This is a genomic window from Bradyrhizobium sacchari (assembly GCF_002068095.1).
GTDB lineage: Bacteria > Pseudomonadota > Alphaproteobacteria > Rhizobiales > Xanthobacteraceae > Bradyrhizobium > Bradyrhizobium sacchari.
Map to the genome: position 1 here is coordinate 83701 of NZ_LWIG01000063.1, position 15811 is coordinate 99511.

At 65.7% G+C, this 15811-nt stretch carries 16 protein-coding genes; 5 read left to right on the forward strand and 11 right to left on the reverse strand.

From position 1 onward, the window contains the following. Window positions 1–3: 3 nt before the first annotated feature. The 5 genes from A5906_RS37785 to mobB form a co-directional block, all read right to left on the reverse strand. Window positions 4–279, reverse strand: a complete 276-nt coding sequence (locus A5906_RS37785) for a hypothetical protein (protein ID WP_080140190.1) — start codon at window positions 277–279, stop codon at window positions 4–6. A 92-nt stretch (window positions 280–371) separates the two neighbouring features. After that, window positions 372–2027 (reverse strand): OFA family MFS transporter, encoded by a 1656-nt coding sequence (locus A5906_RS37790; RefSeq protein ID WP_080140191.1) that lies wholly within the window; start codon window positions 2025–2027, stop codon window positions 372–374. 326 nt (window positions 2028–2353) lie between these two features. Then, window positions 2354–2617: a sulfurtransferase TusA family protein gene (locus tag A5906_RS37795; protein ID WP_080140192.1), complete on the reverse strand. Its 264-nt coding sequence runs from the start codon at window positions 2615–2617 to the stop codon at window positions 2354–2356. A gap of 44 nt (window positions 2618–2661) precedes the next feature. Then, on the reverse strand, window positions 2662–3918 hold the full coding sequence (locus A5906_RS37800) for a molybdopterin molybdotransferase MoeA (RefSeq protein WP_080140193.1): 1257 nt from the start codon (window positions 3916–3918) through the stop codon (window positions 2662–2664). A 9-nt stretch (window positions 3919–3927) separates the two neighbouring features. Further along, window positions 3928–4455, reverse strand: a complete 528-nt coding sequence (mobB, locus tag A5906_RS37805; RefSeq protein ID WP_018643989.1) for a molybdopterin-guanine dinucleotide biosynthesis protein B — start codon at window positions 4453–4455, stop codon at window positions 3928–3930. Window positions 4456–4665: 210 nt separating this feature from the next. On the opposite strand from mobB, the gene fdhD reads away from it, so the two are divergent. After that, a complete protein-coding gene (fdhD, locus tag A5906_RS37810; protein WP_080140194.1) occupies window positions 4666–5556 on the forward strand; it encodes a formate dehydrogenase accessory sulfurtransferase FdhD in 891 nt (296 codons plus the stop codon). Beyond that, on the forward strand, window positions 5537–6178 hold the full coding sequence (gene mobA, locus A5906_RS37815) for a molybdenum cofactor guanylyltransferase MobA (protein WP_080140195.1): 642 nt from the start codon (window positions 5537–5539) through the stop codon (window positions 6176–6178). Before fdhD ends, mobA begins: the two co-directional genes overlap by 20 nt. 6 nt (window positions 6179–6184) lie before the next feature. Here mobA and A5906_RS37820 read toward each other — a convergent pair whose 3' ends face one another. Beyond that, complete coding sequence (locus A5906_RS37820; protein WP_245327125.1) at window positions 6185–6496, reverse strand: hypothetical protein; 312 nt, start codon at window positions 6494–6496, stop codon at window positions 6185–6187. 97 nt (window positions 6497–6593) lie between these two features. Here A5906_RS37820 and A5906_RS37825 point away from each other — a divergent pair, with 97 nt between their 5' ends. Next, window positions 6594–6839: a hypothetical protein gene (locus A5906_RS37825; protein ID WP_080140196.1), complete on the forward strand. Its 246-nt coding sequence runs from the start codon at window positions 6594–6596 to the stop codon at window positions 6837–6839. On the opposite strand, the gene A5906_RS37830 is transcribed toward A5906_RS37825, so the two are convergent. From A5906_RS37830 to A5906_RS37845, 4 genes are all read right to left on the reverse strand, one after another. Continuing rightward, a complete protein-coding gene (locus tag A5906_RS37830) occupies window positions 6806–7936 on the reverse strand; it encodes an FAD-dependent monooxygenase (RefSeq protein ID WP_080140197.1) in 1131 nt (376 codons plus the stop codon). The genes A5906_RS37825 and A5906_RS37830 overlap by 34 nt on opposite strands. A gap of 127 nt (window positions 7937–8063) precedes the next feature. Then, on the reverse strand, window positions 8064–10013 hold the full coding sequence (locus tag A5906_RS37835) for a molybdopterin biosynthesis protein (protein WP_080140284.1): 1950 nt from the start codon (window positions 10011–10013) through the stop codon (window positions 8064–8066). 13 nt (window positions 10014–10026) lie between these two features. Further along, window positions 10027–11133: a molybdopterin-binding protein gene (locus A5906_RS37840; protein ID WP_080140198.1), complete on the reverse strand. Its 1107-nt coding sequence runs from the start codon at window positions 11131–11133 to the stop codon at window positions 10027–10029. A 54-nt stretch (window positions 11134–11187) separates the two neighbouring features. After that, a complete protein-coding gene (locus A5906_RS37845; protein WP_080140199.1) occupies window positions 11188–12021 on the reverse strand; it encodes an ABC transporter substrate-binding protein in 834 nt (277 codons plus the stop codon). A gap of 326 nt (window positions 12022–12347) precedes the next feature. On the opposite strand from A5906_RS37845, the gene A5906_RS37850 reads away from it, so the two are divergent. Together A5906_RS37850 and A5906_RS37855 are read left to right on the forward strand one after the other, a co-directional pair. Then, entirely contained in the window at window positions 12348–13241 is an 894-nt protein-coding gene (locus tag A5906_RS37850; protein WP_080140200.1) for a substrate-binding domain-containing protein, read from the forward strand. Between the two features lie 103 nt (window positions 13242–13344). Beyond that, window positions 13345–14574, forward strand: a complete 1230-nt coding sequence (locus tag A5906_RS37855; RefSeq protein ID WP_080140201.1) for an ABC transporter substrate-binding protein — start codon at window positions 13345–13347, stop codon at window positions 14572–14574. A gap of 183 nt (window positions 14575–14757) precedes the next feature. On the opposite strand, the gene A5906_RS37860 is transcribed toward A5906_RS37855, so the two are convergent. Then, the gene (locus A5906_RS37860; protein ID WP_080140202.1) at window positions 14758–15723 is read right to left on the reverse strand and encodes a TAXI family TRAP transporter solute-binding subunit; all 966 of its coding nucleotides are present in this window, start codon (window positions 15721–15723) and stop codon (window positions 14758–14760) included. Window positions 15724–15811 lie beyond the last annotated feature (88 nt).

Below are 15811 nucleotides of genomic sequence, written 5' to 3' on the forward strand. Positions count from 1 at the left end.
GGCTCAACTCTTGCTCATGCACTCTTCGATGTAGAACCAGCGGTCATCTTCAGCCAGGCCCTTGGACTTCACCTCGGCGCGGCAGGCCTTGAGCTTCGGCTTGTTGGCCGCCCACTTGGCTTTCATGTCCTTCAGCTTCTGCATGGTGAGCTTGACCTTGCCCGGCTTGGCTTCGGTCGTCGCGGCCGGTGCAGCGGGCGCGGTGGCGGTCTGTGCAGACGCGGCATGAAGGCCGGCGACCAGCAACACGGCCGCAAGGCAAATTCGGGTGCGAAGCATTTAAATCCCCTAAGTCCCATTCTTGGTGATGTCTAAAAGGCGAACGCTGCGGGACGCTGATCATGAGCATCCCGCAGCTGTCTCGACGGCGATCAGAAGATCTTGACCGCGCTCTCCAGCGTCTTCCAGACACCCCAGAGCAGGGGAATGCCGACGAAGGCCCAGAACAGCGCCGCCTTGGCATCAAGCCCGCCAAAGCCGATGCCGTAGGAGCCGTGCGGCCCTGCGGCGGCGGCGCTGGCGCTCGCCGCCTGCAATTTGGCGACGTCGGCCTCCTTCATGTGCCACTTCGAATCGACCGGCTTGATCAGGTAGTTGCAGATCAGGCCTGCGATCAGCATCGCGCACAGGATGTACATGGTCGTGTTGTAGAGCTGATCTCGCGGCACGCCGGCGGCGAGCTGGAACTCGCGGATGTAGTTCACCACGACGGGACCGATGATGCCGGCCGTCGACCATGCCGTCAGCAACCGCCCATGGATGGCGCCGACGAACTGGGTGCCGAACATGTCGGCAAGATAGGCCGGCACGGTGGCGAAGCCGCCGCCATACATCGACAGGATGATGCCGAAGCCGAGCACGAACAGCAGCTTCGAGCCCATCGCCGCGAAGGTCGGCGCCAGCGCGTACAGCACGATGCCGAGGATGAAGAACGTATAATAGGTGTTCTTCCGCCCGATCTTGTCCGACAGCGACGCCCAGAAGAAGCGGCCGCCGATGTTGAACAGCGACAGCAATCCGGCGAAGCCCGCGGCGATCGCCGCGATCTGCGCCTTCTGCCCGGCGTCGAGCGCATTGAAGCCGACGTCCGGCAGACCGATCAGCTTGCCCGCGAAGATCTCCTGCAGCATTGGCGAGGCCATGCCGATCACACCGATACCAGCCGACACGTTCAGGCAGAGCACCCACCAGATCAGCCAGAACTGCGGAGTCTTGTGCGCGTCGTTGAGATGGACATTGTTCTTCGAGATCATCGCGTTGGCCTTGACCGGCGGGGTCCAGCCCTCGGGCTGCCAGCCGGGCGGCGGCAAACGATAGCGGAACGCGCCGATCATCATGAACACGAAGTAGATGACGCCCATCGCGACGAAGGTCTCCCAGACACCGACGGAGGTCGGGGTCTTGAAGTAGTTCATCAGCAGGTTCGCCAGCGGCGCGCCGATCATGGCGCCGCCGCCGAAGCCCATGATGGCCATGCCGGTCGCCATGCCGCGGCGGTCGGGAAACCACTTCACCAGCGTCGACACTGGCGAGATGTAGCCAAGGCCGAGGCCGACGCCGCCGATCACGCCGGAGCCCAGCCACAACAGCCAGAGCTGATGGGTGTAGACGCCGATCGCACCGAGGAACAGGCCACCGCACCAGCACAACGCCGAAACGAAGCCGGCCTTGCGCGGGCCCACGCGCTCCAGCCAGCCGCCCCAGACCGCGGCCGCAATACCGAGGAGCACGAAGAACAGCGTGTACATCCAGCCCATGCTGGCGACCTTCCAGTCGCAAGTGGTCGTGAACAGCTCCTGCAACAGCGAAATATCCCCGCACGTCTTCGGCGCGGTCAGCCCGATCGCGCGCGACAGCGGCAGCCAGAACACCGAGAAGCCATAAGCCATGCCGATGCAGAGATGGATGCAAAGTGCCGCCGGCGGCACCAGCCAGCGATTGAAGCCGGCGGTCGCGATGGTCCGCTCGCGATCAAGAAAACCCGTACCAGCGCCCGAAATCGTCCCAGCGCTTTCAACACTTGCCATACATTCCTCCCCTGACAGGTCGCCCTTCTGAGCGAGCCTGCCGCTGCCATTTTGGTCCTCAGCCCCATTGCAGAGCAGCCGATTGTCCCTGCTGCCCCACACGATCATCCGACGCGCGCCAGGACCGTCACGCACGCCTGAAAAGTTAACCCCTCGCGCGGGGCTCTATGCCCGATACCAGGTGCGTGCAGGCGTCTTGTTTGCCCCGTTGAACCGCGTATCGCGGACAAGACTCAACCTCCGCGCCTGCACGGACAAAGTCAATTGGGGCAGAAGCCGTGATTGATGTCGATAGACAAAAGGTCGGTATCAGCGCGGTAACGGGCTCAAGAACGCAACGCACCATTGACGTCTGCTATCGAACCATTTGCTTTTTCTATCAAGAACACGATGCGCGCGTCGTTGCGCTCGGTGATCTCCACCTTGTCGCCGGTCTCGCGGATCAGGTTCGGAATGTCAATCACCGACAGCGGGTCGGTGCAGTGCACTTCGAGCTGATCGCCCGGTTGCAACGGCTTCAGCGCCTTGCGCGTCTTCAGCGCCGGCAGCGGGCATTTCAGCCCGGTGAGATCGAGCGTGGTCCTGGTCATGGGAGCAACATGGCGGGGTGCGGCGACGGCGTCAACGCAACCGCTTACAGCAGATCGGCATAAGACAGGAAACCCACGCTCTGGCCCGGCTCGACGCGCGTAATGTCCTCGCCGAGCTCAACGAGGCCATCCGTCTCGACCAGCGACGACAACAGCCCCGCACCTTCGCGCGGGAACTTGATGGCCTCCAGCGTGCCGTCATCCCCGCTCCGTAATGAGGCGCGAACGAATTCACGGCGGCCGATCTTCTTCTTGTAGGTGAATGCCGCGCGCACCGGGATCGGCAGAAGCGGTTCCGGCAGGCCGCCGGCGAGCGCCAGCACGGTCGGCCGCACCACATGGACGAAGGTGACAAAGCTCGCGACAGGATTGCCGGGCAATCCGATCAGCGGCGTGCCGCCGATGATGCCCATCGCCACGGGGCGGCCCGGCTTGATCGCCATCCGCCACAGCACGAGCGAGCCGACGCTCTCGACCGCCGCCTTGACGTGATCCTCCTCACCGGTCGAGACGCCGCCTGTGGTGAGGATGAGATCGTGCGCACCTGCGACCTCCTTCAGGCCGCTCGCAAGCGACGTTCGCTCGTCGCGCAAAATGCCGAGATCGCTAACCTCGCAGCCGAGCCGGCGCAGCATCGCCATCAGCATGAAGCGGTTGGAATCGAACAGCTGCGAGGCCGCGCGGGGCTCGCCGGGCGAGGCCAGCTCGTCGCCGGTCGAGAACACCGCGACGCGGATGCGCCTGACCACGTCGAGCCTGACAAGACCGAATGCCGCGGCAAGCGCGACATGCTGTGGCCGCAAGCGCTGGCCGCCGCGCAGCGCAACGTGTCCTTTGGGAATATCCTCGCCGGCGGGGCGGACATTCGCGCCCGGCTTCAGCCCCGGCGGCAGCACGATCCGGCCGGAATCGTCGATGCGGACATCCTCCTGCATGAAGACGGTTTCGGCCTCTGGCGGCATCGGCGCGCCCGTGAAGATTCGCGCGGTGTGGCCGGGCTTGATCGCGGCTTGCGCTAGGCCGCCGGCCTGGATGCGGCCGTCGAGCGGGAATGCCTGCTCCGCAGCCTGCGGAAGGTCCGCGTTGCGCATGGCGTAACCGTCGACCGCAGAGTTGGTGAACGGCGGCAGCGGCAGGGGCGCAGCGATATCGCGCGCCAGCACGCGCCCGTCCGCATCGACGAGCGCCACGGTTTCCAGATCGGTAATCGCGTTGACGCGCGTGGTGATCAGGCCAACGGCCTCGTCGACCGACATCATCGGTCCGCCGAAGGCAAAGCAATCGTCCGACAGTTGCGCCATGGTGCCTCGTCAGCGTGTCGCGGCGCTTCTCGCCACCGCTTCCTCGACCGGCATCGCCGCGCGCAGCAGCAACGCGGCCACAGCGGGGATATCATCGAGATGGACGGTCGGCAGCCGGGTTTCAATGGCGGTGTCGGTCGCAATCCCGGCAATTCCGGGATCGTCCGGAAACAGCAGCGGCTTGCCATTGGCGGCGCGATGCACCTCGATCTTGCGATGCGGCTCGCGCTTGAACCCCTCGACCACGACGAGATCGACGGCCGACAGCTTGCTCAATAATTCCGGCAGCCGCGGCTCCGCCGCGCCGCGCAATTCGTGCATCAAGGCCCAGCGATTTGACGAGGCAACCAGCACCTCCGCCGCGCCTGCTTCGCGGTGCCGCCAGGAATCCTTGCCGGGGACGTCGACGTCGAACTGGTGATGCGCATGCTTGATGACGGAGACGCGCAGGCCCTGCGCGTTGAAATGCGGGATCAGCCGCGTCAACAGTGTGGTCTTTCCCGCACCGCTCCAGCCTGCAAGGCCGATGACTTTCATAACCGTTCGATCTCCGCCAACGGCTCGCCAGCCGATGGAACCACCAACCTCTCCACCGTCATTGCGAGCGCAGCGAAGCAATCCAGACCATTTCCGCGGGGGCATTGCTGGAGTGCTTCGCTCCGCTCGCAATGACGAGCGGAGGCATTTTGCCCATTCCCGACCATGCTTATATCGGCTTGAGCGGAATGTCATGCTAACGTCGCGGCCATGATGAAGTTCGACAAAGCCCCGGTGCCCCTGATCGTCCCCAATCCGGACGACCCGCGCCTGACCCAGAGCGTGACCGGCACCGACCAGACCGGTGCCAGGGTCGAGATCAAGGTGCCGATGGAGCGGCCGCTGACGCTCTACCTGAATTCGCAGGAGATCGTCACCATGATGACGATCGGCGACTATCCGGAATATCTGGCGCTCGGCTACCTGCTGAACCAGAACATGCTGAAATATAATGACGCGGTCACCGAGGTCGAGTACGACGACGATCTCCAGGTGGTCGTGGTGCGCACGGAGCACCACACCAATTTCGAAGCCAAGCTGAAGAAGCGCACGCAGACCTCCGGCTGCGCGCAGGGCACCGCCTTCGGCGACCTCCTGGAGGCGGTCGAGAGCGTCGCACTGCCGAAGGCGGAGCTGCGCACCTCATGGCTCTACCAGATGACGCAGACCATCAACACCATGCCCTCGCTCTACCTCGAGGCCGGCGCGATCCACGGCTGCGTGCTGTGCAAGGAGGGGGAGCCGCTCTGCTACACCGAGGACGTCGGCCGCCACAACGCCGTCGACAAGATCGCGGGCTGGATGTACCGCCACGGCGTCGATGCCTCCGACAAGATCCTCTACACCACGGGACGCCTCACCTCGGAGATGGTGATCAAGACGGTGCGGATGGGCATTCCGATCCTGGTGTCGCGCTCCGGCTTCACCGCCTGGGGCGTCGATCTCGCCAGGCAGGTCGGGCTGACGCTGGTCGGCCGCACGCGCGGAAAGCGCTTCATTGCGCTCGCCGGCGAGGAGCGCATCGTCTACGACCAGAACCTCGCTTACGTCGAGGAAGAGTCGGCGAAGCACAAGCGCAAGGGTGAAGGCGGTGACGACTGAAATTCCGCTGACGCAAGGCGTACTGCTCGCCGGCGGCCTCGCGCGGCGCATGGGCGGCGGCGACAAGTCGATGCGCACGATCGGCGGCCGCACCATTCTGGAGCGCGTGATCGCACGCCTGAAACCTCAGTGCAGCGGGCTGATCCTCAACGCCAACGGCGATCCCGCGCGTTTCGCAGCCTTCGGCCTCCAAGTCGTCGCAGACGATGTGCCCGGCTTTCCCGGTCCACTCGCCGGCGTCCTCGCTGCGCTCGACTGGACCGCGGCGAACCGGCCTGAAGTCGAATGGGTGCTCAGCGCCGCCGGCGATTGCCCATTCCTGCCGCGCGATCTCGTCGCACGCCTGCACGAAGCACGGAGCCGGGAGAATGCGCAGCTCGCGGTCGCCGCATCCGGCGACCAGTCGCATCCGGTGATCGGGCTGTGGCGTGTTGCCTTGCGCGACGAATTGCGCCACGCGCTGGTCGTCGAGGACCTCCGCAAGATCGACCGCTGGACCGCGCGCTATCCGCTCGCGACGGTGAGATGGCCGGCTGAGCCGCTCGATCCGTTCTTCAACGCCAACACGGTCGAGGATATCGCTGAAGCGGAACGACTGGCGGCGCTGGATGACGCGGCTTGAGCCGCCTTACGATTTCGGAAACTCGTTGAGGAGCTGCGCCCAGATAATCGCGAAGGCGATCAGGCCGCACAGACCGACAGCGGTGGTCAGTCGCGGGAGGCGCCCGATGGCGACCAGCAGCCAGGCCGGCAGGAAGAACAAGCCGAAAACCATACCGAGCGGGAATACCGCAAGCCATTGAAAGCCGCTGCCGTCGCCCGGTGGGACATGGGCGATGAAATAGAAGGTATAGAGCCAGAAAAGCGTCCCGGCAGCCGCGACGAACGCGGCGATCTTGCGGAAGTTCAGGGCTGCTGATGCGGTCGTGTCCTGGCTCATCCCCCTTGGTCGCGGCGGCGGCGGTTGGCGTTCATGGGCATCGAACCGGGGCGACGCCGGCCGCGACTACTAATCTGGACGTGCCCCCGGATGAGCCATGGCCGATTCTCTTCTGAATGCCATCTTCGCAGTCGTGGACTTCGTGTTTGACGTTTCGGTAGCGATCGATCGGACGAAGCGGCTGAGCCATCAGGCCACCGGCAGCGACAAGATTATCGAGGTCCCTCCTGATCCGAAACCAATGCCGCCCGCCGCCCAGCGCGCGCTCGCCGAGGCCGAGGAACGGGAACGCGCAAGAGGGCGCGCAGCTCAAGCCGCCAGTGGTACCGACCAGGCATCGTAGCCGTAGACCCAGCTCGTATCGGTTCGCTCCTTCAGCCAGATATTGGCGCGCGAGGTCTCCTGCACCCGCGTGGTCCGCCCTTTCCGCGTCGCCTCGAAGCGGCGGAATCCGTCGGCAACGCCGTCGCGATCGACACCGTCGAGGCAGCGTGACAGCACAGCGGCATCCTCGATCGCCATGGCCGCGCCCTGCGCCATGTAGGGCGTCATGGGATGGCAGGCATCCCCGAGCAGCGTCACCTTGCCGTCGGCCCAGCGATCGAGCGCCTTGCGGTCCATGATCGCCCATTTGTGCACGTCGGGGCACGCCGCGAGCACCTGCCCGACCTGCGGGTGAAAGCCTTCGAAGGAGGCACGCAGATCGCGCACATCGCCCTTCGCCGACCATGACTCGATGCGGAAATCCGGCTCGGGCTGGCTGGTGACGAGATAGACCTCACTGCGATCCGGCTTGACATAGTAGATCACGATATGGCGGTCTTCGCCCCACCACTTCGCGCAGTCGTCGATCTTCTCCCCGCCGAGCAGAGCGGCCGGATATGTGGTGCGGTAGGCGATGCGGCCGGTGAACCTGGCCGGCGCGGTGTCGAACAGGATGTCGCGCACGGTCGAATGCACGCCGTCCGCGCCGATCACCGCATCGGCAACGGCGCTGGTTCCATCGGCAAAGGTCAGCCGAACGCCATCGCCAGTGTCATCCAGGCCGACGAGCTTGTGATTGAGCTTCACGAATTCGCCCGGCACGACGCCCGCCAGCGCCGCATGCAGATCGCCGCGGTGGGCGAGCAGATAGGGCGCACCAAATTTCTCCTCGGCGCTCTCGCCAAAAATCATGTCGAACTTGATGTCGCCGCTCTTCCAGTCCCGGTTGTTCCAGGACCGCGGATAGAACGACTGACTGCGCATCCGCGCCTCCAGCCCCAACGCGCGCAACACCTTCATGGCATTGCAGCCGATCTGGATGCCGGCACCGATGCGGGCGAATTGGGAGGCCTGCTCGTAGACCATGACGTCGACACCGACGCGTCTCAGCGCCGCGGCAGTCGCAAGCCCCCCCATTCCGGCACCGATGATCGCAACCGAAAGCGGCCTTGCCATCGCGTCCCCACCCTGTCGCGCGCGGCTTGCATGCCGCGTCGTCGCACCAGAGCATGATCCGGAAAAGTGTGAAGCGGTTTTCCGAACAGATCATGCTCAAACAAGAATCTAAAGCGCGTTACGCGCTTTAGGCCGGCCGGAAGCCCGCTTGCTTCAGTGCCGCACGCGCCTCGTCCGAGCCCAGTGCATCCAGAAAGGCCTGCACCGCCGGACGGTCTTTGCGCGCCGTCACCAAGGCAAAATCATAATGCTCTTCCGCGAGCGGAATGAAACCGAGCCCGGCCGCATGGGCGACCGGCGCAATGGTCATGCCCCAATCGGCGCGATGCTGCGCGACGGCCGCAGCGACAGCGTTGTGCGAACGCGGCTGGTTCCAGTAGCCTTCCGGGCGTGCACCGCCGAGCAGCCGGTCGATCAGGATGCGCGTGCCGGCGCCCTGATTGCGGTTGACCATGATGCAAGCGGGGTCAGTGAGCGCTGCGGCCACCGCGTCCTTCGCGCTCAGGCCCTCGAAGCGCGTATCGCCCTTGCGGAAGACGATGCCCTGCATCCGCCGCCAGCCGGGGACGAGCTCGAGCCCCTCGACGAGATAGGGGGTATTGTAGGTCTCGCTCTTGCCGTCGAACAGATGGATCGGCGCGAGATCGCATTCGCCGCGCTTGGCCGCCGCAAGGCCGCCAAGGCTGCCGACCGCGATCGAGCGCACGGTCAGGCCGGCATGCGCGAGCTGCGCGGTGACGAGATCGAGCCCGGTGCAATGGCTGCCGACGATGACGAGATCGGGCACCCGCACATGCGGCGTGAACAGCGTCACCTCGGTCTCGGTACCCGCGGGCATCTGGTCGGCTAGCGCGTCGATGCGCAGGAAGCCGTCGGCCTGCGCGAAGGACGTGATCGCGCCAGAGCCTTTGCCGGTGGGGTAAGCGATCAGGCCGCCCTTGCCCTCCACCAGAGAGACCATGACGAATTCGCTGCGGCCGAGCTCGGAGGCGATGCGCACCGGCACGGTGGCGCTGACCTTAGCATCGGACCGCGGCGGCAGGCCGGCCATCTGGCGCAGCACCGGCACGATCATGTCGTGGAAGGTGAACATCGCCGAGGTCGGAAAGCCCGGCAGGATCACCACTGGCTTGCCGTCGCAGACCGCGAGGCACAGCGGCTTGCCGGGCTTGAGCGCGACGCCATGCGCGATGATGCCGGGCTGGCCGAGCCGGCCGATGATGCGATGAGACAGATCGCCCGCGCCTTTCGAGGTGCCGCCCGAGAGCACCAGCATGTCGGCATCAGCGAGCGCGCGGCGCATGGCGGCTTCGAGCCTGGCCTCATCGTCGGGAATGGCGCCGAGAAAGATCGCCTCGCCGCCGTTCTCGTCGACGGCTGCCGCGACGATCGCGCCGTTGGTGTCATAGATCTCCGCGGGCGCGAGCGCCTTGCCGGGCTGGACCAGCTCGTCGCCGGTGGAGATGACCGCGACGCGCGGTTTTCGCGCGACAGTTACCTGCGCGATGCCGCAGGCCGCCAGCATGCCGATCTCGCGCGATCCGATGATGGTGCCGGCGCGCAGCAGGGCCTCGCCGCGCGCAATGTCGGAGCCCGCATAAGACACGTACTGCCCGGGCGAGACTGCACGGCGGACGTCGATCGCATCGAGGCCCGCCGGCTGGGTATGCTCGACCATGACGACGGCATCGGCGCCGCGGGGCAGCGGGCCGCCCGTGGCGATCGGCGTAGCGGTGCCCGGGGCGACCTGCATCCTCGGCGCGGTGCCGCAGTGAACGGTCTCGGCATTCAACACAAGGTGCCTCGGTGCGCCTTCGCCGGCCGCCGCGAGATCCGCCGAGCGGACGGCAAAGCCATCGACATTGGAACGATCGAACGGCGGCACGTCGATCGGCGCAATGATGTCTGCGGCAAGCGCCGCACCGAGCGCGGCAGCAAGTTCGCGCACCTCGCTCGGAAGCGCACGCGGGAACAGGGCCGCCTCGAAGCGCGCCATCGCCTCCTCGCGCGAGAGGATCTTGAGGAACTGCTCCTGCTCGAGCGCGCTGCGGCCTTTCGATTGCGGGTTCATCGTCATGCCAGAACCCATATCACGCGCGCATCAGATAGGCATCGACGGGCGCGCCCGCCGCAAATCCCTCATGGCTGCCGGGAATGAGCAGCCATGCATCGGCGCGGGCAATGGCCTGGAGCGGCCATTCGCCGAGGGCAAGCGGCATCCAGCCGCGATGTTCCTCGGCGAGCAGCGCGATTTCCGCGACGCCGACGGTGGATGCAATTTTTTGTACGAGCGGCAGCGTCATTTGCCGGCGCGGCTGCCGAGCCGTCAGACGGTCGATGAGCGGAAGCACCAGCGCCAGCCACACCGCAAGCGCATGATCCGGCGAGCCGGGCAAGGCAACGACGGGAACCTTGCCGAGCCGTCCGACCGCGGCGGTGCGGCCGGGCTGAAGCGCGATGCCATGAGCAAGCACCTCGCCCCGCCCGGCCAAGGCCGTCACCGCGGCGTCCTGGCGACCGAGGCCGCTGCCGCCAATCGTCAGCAGCAGGTCGCAAGCGGACGCGTCAAGCACATCGGCAATCGACGCTTCATCGCGCGCGGCAGCTACGAGTGCCTGCACATCAAGCCCCGCTGCACGGGCGAGACTGGCGATCATATTCGCCGTCGTCGCCGCGCCCGGCACGTTGACGACACGAAGCCGCGGTCGCCGCACGCCGAGCCGGTCCACCGCCACGACGCCCGCGAGCAGCAGGTCGGCCGGACCGACCGGCCGACCCTCCACGCCGGCCGTCGTACCAGCCGCAATATCGCTTCCGGCGCGCCGGATGCCCTGCCCCGGCACGCTCTCCGCCAGCACCTGCACAAGCGGCCCCGATACCTCCACGGCGTCGGCATCGAGCACACAATCGCATCCCTGCGGCATCGCATCGCCGGCATCGACCCAGACCGGGGCCGTTGGCAAAGGCAGCGGCGCATAGGCGGACGCGCCGACGAGATCGTTGGCGCGCAGCGCCCAGCCGTCCGCGGTAGCCATGTCATGAGGCGGATAGGCCGCCACCTGAGGCACGCCCGCCGCGACGCAGCCAATGGCCTCGGACAGCGGCAAGGTGACTGGCGCGACCGGATCAACGCCTCGCAGCAACGCGGCGAGTGCGGTGTCGAGCGGCGTCAATGATGGCGGCAGGCGCTGGGTCATGCGCCATGGTGGATCATGCATCGCTCGGTTTGGCAACCGCTGCAGATGCGAACGTCAGCCGCCCGGCTTCTCCGCATTGGGAAAGAACAGCTGCTGGCCGTCAATCTTGTAGGCAGCGATCGCAGCCTGCCCCTCCGGCGAGATCAGCCAGTCGACGAAGGTTTGCCCCAGCTCCTTCTTCACGTTCGGAAACTTCTCGGGGTTCATCAGCATCACGCCGTATTGGTTGAGCAGCCGCTTGTCGCCCTCGACGACGACATCGAGATCACCGCGATCCCTGAAGCCGATCCAGCTGCCGCGGTCCGACAGCACATAGGCGTTTGCCGTGCGCGCAGCCTCGAGCGCCGCGCCCATGCCCTGCTTGGCCTCGCGATACCAAGCGCCCTTGGCGGCGGCGATGTCGATGCCGGCGACGATCCAGAGCGCAAGCTCCGCAGCGTGGGTGCCGGAGCGATCGCCGCGCGTCACGAACGGCGCACCCTTGGCCTCGATCGCCTTGAGCGCGGTCGCGATGTCCTTGCCCTTGACGCCGGCGGGATCGCTCTTCGGCCCGATCAGCACATAGTCGCTGTACATCACGTCGAAGCGTCTCACGGCAAAACCATCAGCGACGAATTTTTCCTCCTGCGGGCGCGCATGCGTCAGCACGACGTCCGCCTCGCCCTTTCGCGCGCCGTCGAGCACCTCGTCGGCACGGCGCGCGATCACCCTCACGTCGATGCCGGTCTGGTCACGGAAGATCGGCAGCAGATGATCGAGCAGGCCGGACTCCTGCGTCGACGTCGTCGTGGCCAGCACGATCGCACGATCCTCCGCGGAGGAGGCCGCAACACCCAGAGCAAGGCCGCAGAGAAGCGCGAATGCGACGGACAGGCGGCGAGTGGCCATGAGCTGGTTCCCTTCGATGTGACACGATCATGATGATCGATTGCGCCGCACTCGTGACGCCGTCGCGCTGCCGTTCGGGAAATTTCGGCAACGCTCGACGCGGCAGGGCGATTGCTAAGCACCGTTGCGATCGCGTTCGCGACAGCCGTAAGGCCCCTACCATTCGGGCAATTCAGGATCGTTCACCAAAGCAGAAATCGCGCGCGCGGATGTGTTGCAAAGCAACGAGATGTTCGGGCATGGTTCCCGCGGACAGAAAATGAACTGCAGAATTCCACCTGCGACGAACGTCCAAAAAGAAGCAAGAATTTGCATAGGAATGCAGGATGGAATTCCTGACGACCAGTGAAGCCGCTGACTATCTCCGACTTGGCGAACGCAAGCTCTACGAACTCGTCACCACCGGTGCGATCCCCTGCAGCAAGGTGACCGGTAAGTGGCTCTTTCCTCGGCACGAGCTCGACCTCTGGGTCTTGTCGGGCCTCGCACGCCCGGCGGGCATGCTGACCACCGAGCCGCCACCGGTCATGGGGGGCAGCCAGGACGAGTTGCTGGACTGGAGCCTGCGCGAATCCGGCTCCGGCCTTGGATCGATGAGCGAGGGCAGCGCGCGCGGGCTCGAACGGCTGCAGCGCGACGAGGTGATGGCCGTGGCCGTGCACTTCCACAGCCTGGACGCCACCGGCAATCTTGCCTCCGACGCCAGTGTGACGGCGCTGCAAAACGCTCCGGACCTGCATGACGCGCTGCTGGTGGCGTTCGTGCGCCGCGAGCAGGGCCTCGTGCTGCCGCCGGGCAATCCGAAACGGCTGCGCAGCCTCGCCGACGTGCTCGCGCTCGGCGCCCGGATGGCGATGCGACAACAGGGCACGGGCGCGCAGATGCTGCTCGACGCGCTCCTGAAGCGCGTGGACGCCACGGCGCGCGACTTGCGCCGGGTGGAGACGCCGGCCCTCACCGGGCCGGATCTCGCGGAAATGGTCCGCGCCGGGCAAGCCGATTGCGGGATCGCGACGCGCGCGGCGGCCCGCTCGGCCGGCCTCGATTTCGTGCCGCTGGTCTGGGAGAATTTCGACCTTGCGATGCGGCAGCGCAGCTATTTCCGCCCCGCCATGCAGGCCCTGATCCGGTTTCTCAGCGAAAGACGGCTGCGCCAGCGCGCCGAGGAGCTGACCGGCTACGATCCCTCGCCTGCGGGACAGATCCGCTTCGCGGCCTGACATTGACGCCCACCCCTGAATAGTTGCAAAAGAAACCAATTCAGCCGGGCCATACCCGGCAAAGGCAACACCGGCCAACGCGCCGGATCAGGGGAGGACAAGCGTGTATCCAGCGAGATTTGGACTGCCGGTCGCGGCCGTCTTTGTAGCGATGTTCTCGGCTGCGACGTTGCTGCCGGGCGCCGCCATGGCGCAGGTGTCCGACGACGTCGTCAAGATCGGCGTGCTCACCGACATGAACGGCCCGGCCTCCGCGCCGACCGGCCAGGGCTCGGTGACCGCGGCGCAGATGGCGATCGACGATTTCGGCGGCACCGTGCTCGGCAAGCCGATCAGCGTCGTGATCGGCGACCACCAGCTCAAGGCCGATGTCGGCGGCGCGATCGCGCGGCGCTGGTATGACGTCGACCAGGTCGACCTGATCGTCGACGTGCCGGTATCGGCGGTCGGGCTCGCGGTGCAGAACATCGCCAACGAGAAGAAGCGGCTGTTCATCACCCACTCCACCGGCACCGCCGATTTCCATGGCAAGTTCTGCTCGCCTTACGCGATCCAGTGGGTGTTCGACACCCGCGCGCTCGCGGTCGGCACCGCGGATGCCGTGGTCAAGCGCGGCGGCGACAGCTGGTTCTTCATCACCGACGACTACGCCTTCGGCCACTCCCTCGAACGCGACGCCTCCAGCGTCGTCACCGCCAATGGCGGCAAGGTGCTGGGTTCGGTGCGGCCGCCGCTGGCAACGCCCGATCTCTCCTCCTTCGTGCTGCAGGCGCAGGCCTCCAAGGCCAAGATCATCGGCATTGCCGCCGGTCCCCCCAACAACATGAACGAGATCAAGACCGGCTCGGAGTTCGGCGTGTTCAAGGGCGGTCAGCAGATGGCGGCGCTGCTGGCGCTGATCACCGACATCCACGGCCTCGGGCTGCAGGCCGCGCAGGGGCTGCTGCTGACCACCTCGTTCTACTGGGACATGGACGACAAGACCCGCGAATGGTCGAAGCGCTATTACGCCAAGATGAACAAGATGCCGTCGATGTGGCAGGCCGGCGTCTATTCCAGCGTGATGCACTATCTCAACGCCATCAAGGAGACCGGCACAGACGACCCGCTCAAGGTCGCGGCAAAAATGCGCGAGAAGCCGATCGAGGATTTCTTCGCCCGTAACGGCAAACTGCGCGAGGACAATCTGATGGTGCACGACCTCTGGCTGGTGCAGGTGAAAACGCCGGAGGAAAGCAAATATCCCTGGGACTATTACAAGATCCTCACGACGATCTCCGGCGACAAGGCGTTCGGTCCGCCGGACCCGGCGTGTGCAATGGTGAAGAAGTAATTATGTAGCTGCAATGACGGTGCACCCTCTCCCCTTGTGGGAGAGGGTGGATTCGCGAAGCGAAGCCGGGTGAGGGGTTGTCTCTGCGAGCTCCTCTCTCGCAGCTGAAGTCCCGGAGAGAGCCCCCTCATCCGCCGCTTCGCGCCACCTTCTCCCACAAGGGGAGAAGGAAGTAAGACAGAGCTATTTCACCACCCCGATCTCGCGAAAATATGTCATCACGCCCGGATGGATCAGCTCCACCTTCGGCGCGGCTGCAACCGTGTTCGCGGCTGTGGTCTCGCAGGCCTGCGCGAGCGTCTTGCAGAAGGTGGCCTCGACGCCATGCAACGTCTTCGCCAGCCGATAAGCGACATCGTCGGGCAGGTCCTCGCGCGTGAGGACAAAGCTCCATGAGCCGAGCGAGGCGATCGGCTCGGTCTGCTTCGGGTAGCTACCGGCCGGCACGGTGAGCGGTTTCAGGAACGCATGCCTGGCGCGAATGCGCGCGATCTCTTCAGGGCTCGGCGCGATGAAGCGCGCGCCGGAGGCACTGGATGCCACTGCGGCGAAGCCTGGCCAGCCGATGCCGGCGCCCCAGAGGGCGGCTACGCGGCCGTCCTCGACCATCGCGGGGCCGTCGCCGGCGCGGTCGAGATAGATTGCCTTGAAATCCTCGTCCTGCTTGAGGCCGAGGCCATCGAGCACGTAGCGCGCCAGGATCGGCAGGCCCGAGCCCTTTGCGCCGAACGCCACCGGCTGTCCGACGAGATCGCGAATGGTCCTGTAGGAACTGTCTGCCCGCACCACGAACATGCCGGGGTTGGAATAGATCGCCGTGAGAATCTTCAAGCGCACCGGCGCGCGGCCGATGCCGGCAAAAGCCTCATAGGCCGGTTCGCCCGCGACCAAAGCGAGATCGAGCTCGCCTTTCTCCAAGAGCGGGATGTTCTCGTTGCTGCCTTTGGTGTTGCGGGGCGCGATCGTAATGACCGGATCGGCCGCATTCATCACTTCCGCAAAAGCATTGCCATAGAGCGGGAAGCCGCCGCCGGGCGTCGCGGTGCCCAAGCTGAGTGTCGTGGTCGGAATGGCGTTGCCTCCGGTTTGAGCGGCGGCGGGGCTTGCGAGCAGCACCGCGCCGAGAAGGAAAAGAAGAGCGAATCTCATGATGAGTCCCGGCGGGCCTGCGTCAACACCGACTTGCGGCGATGTAGGCAGCGGCCCGTTTTTGTGAAAGCATGCCCCTCAACGACAA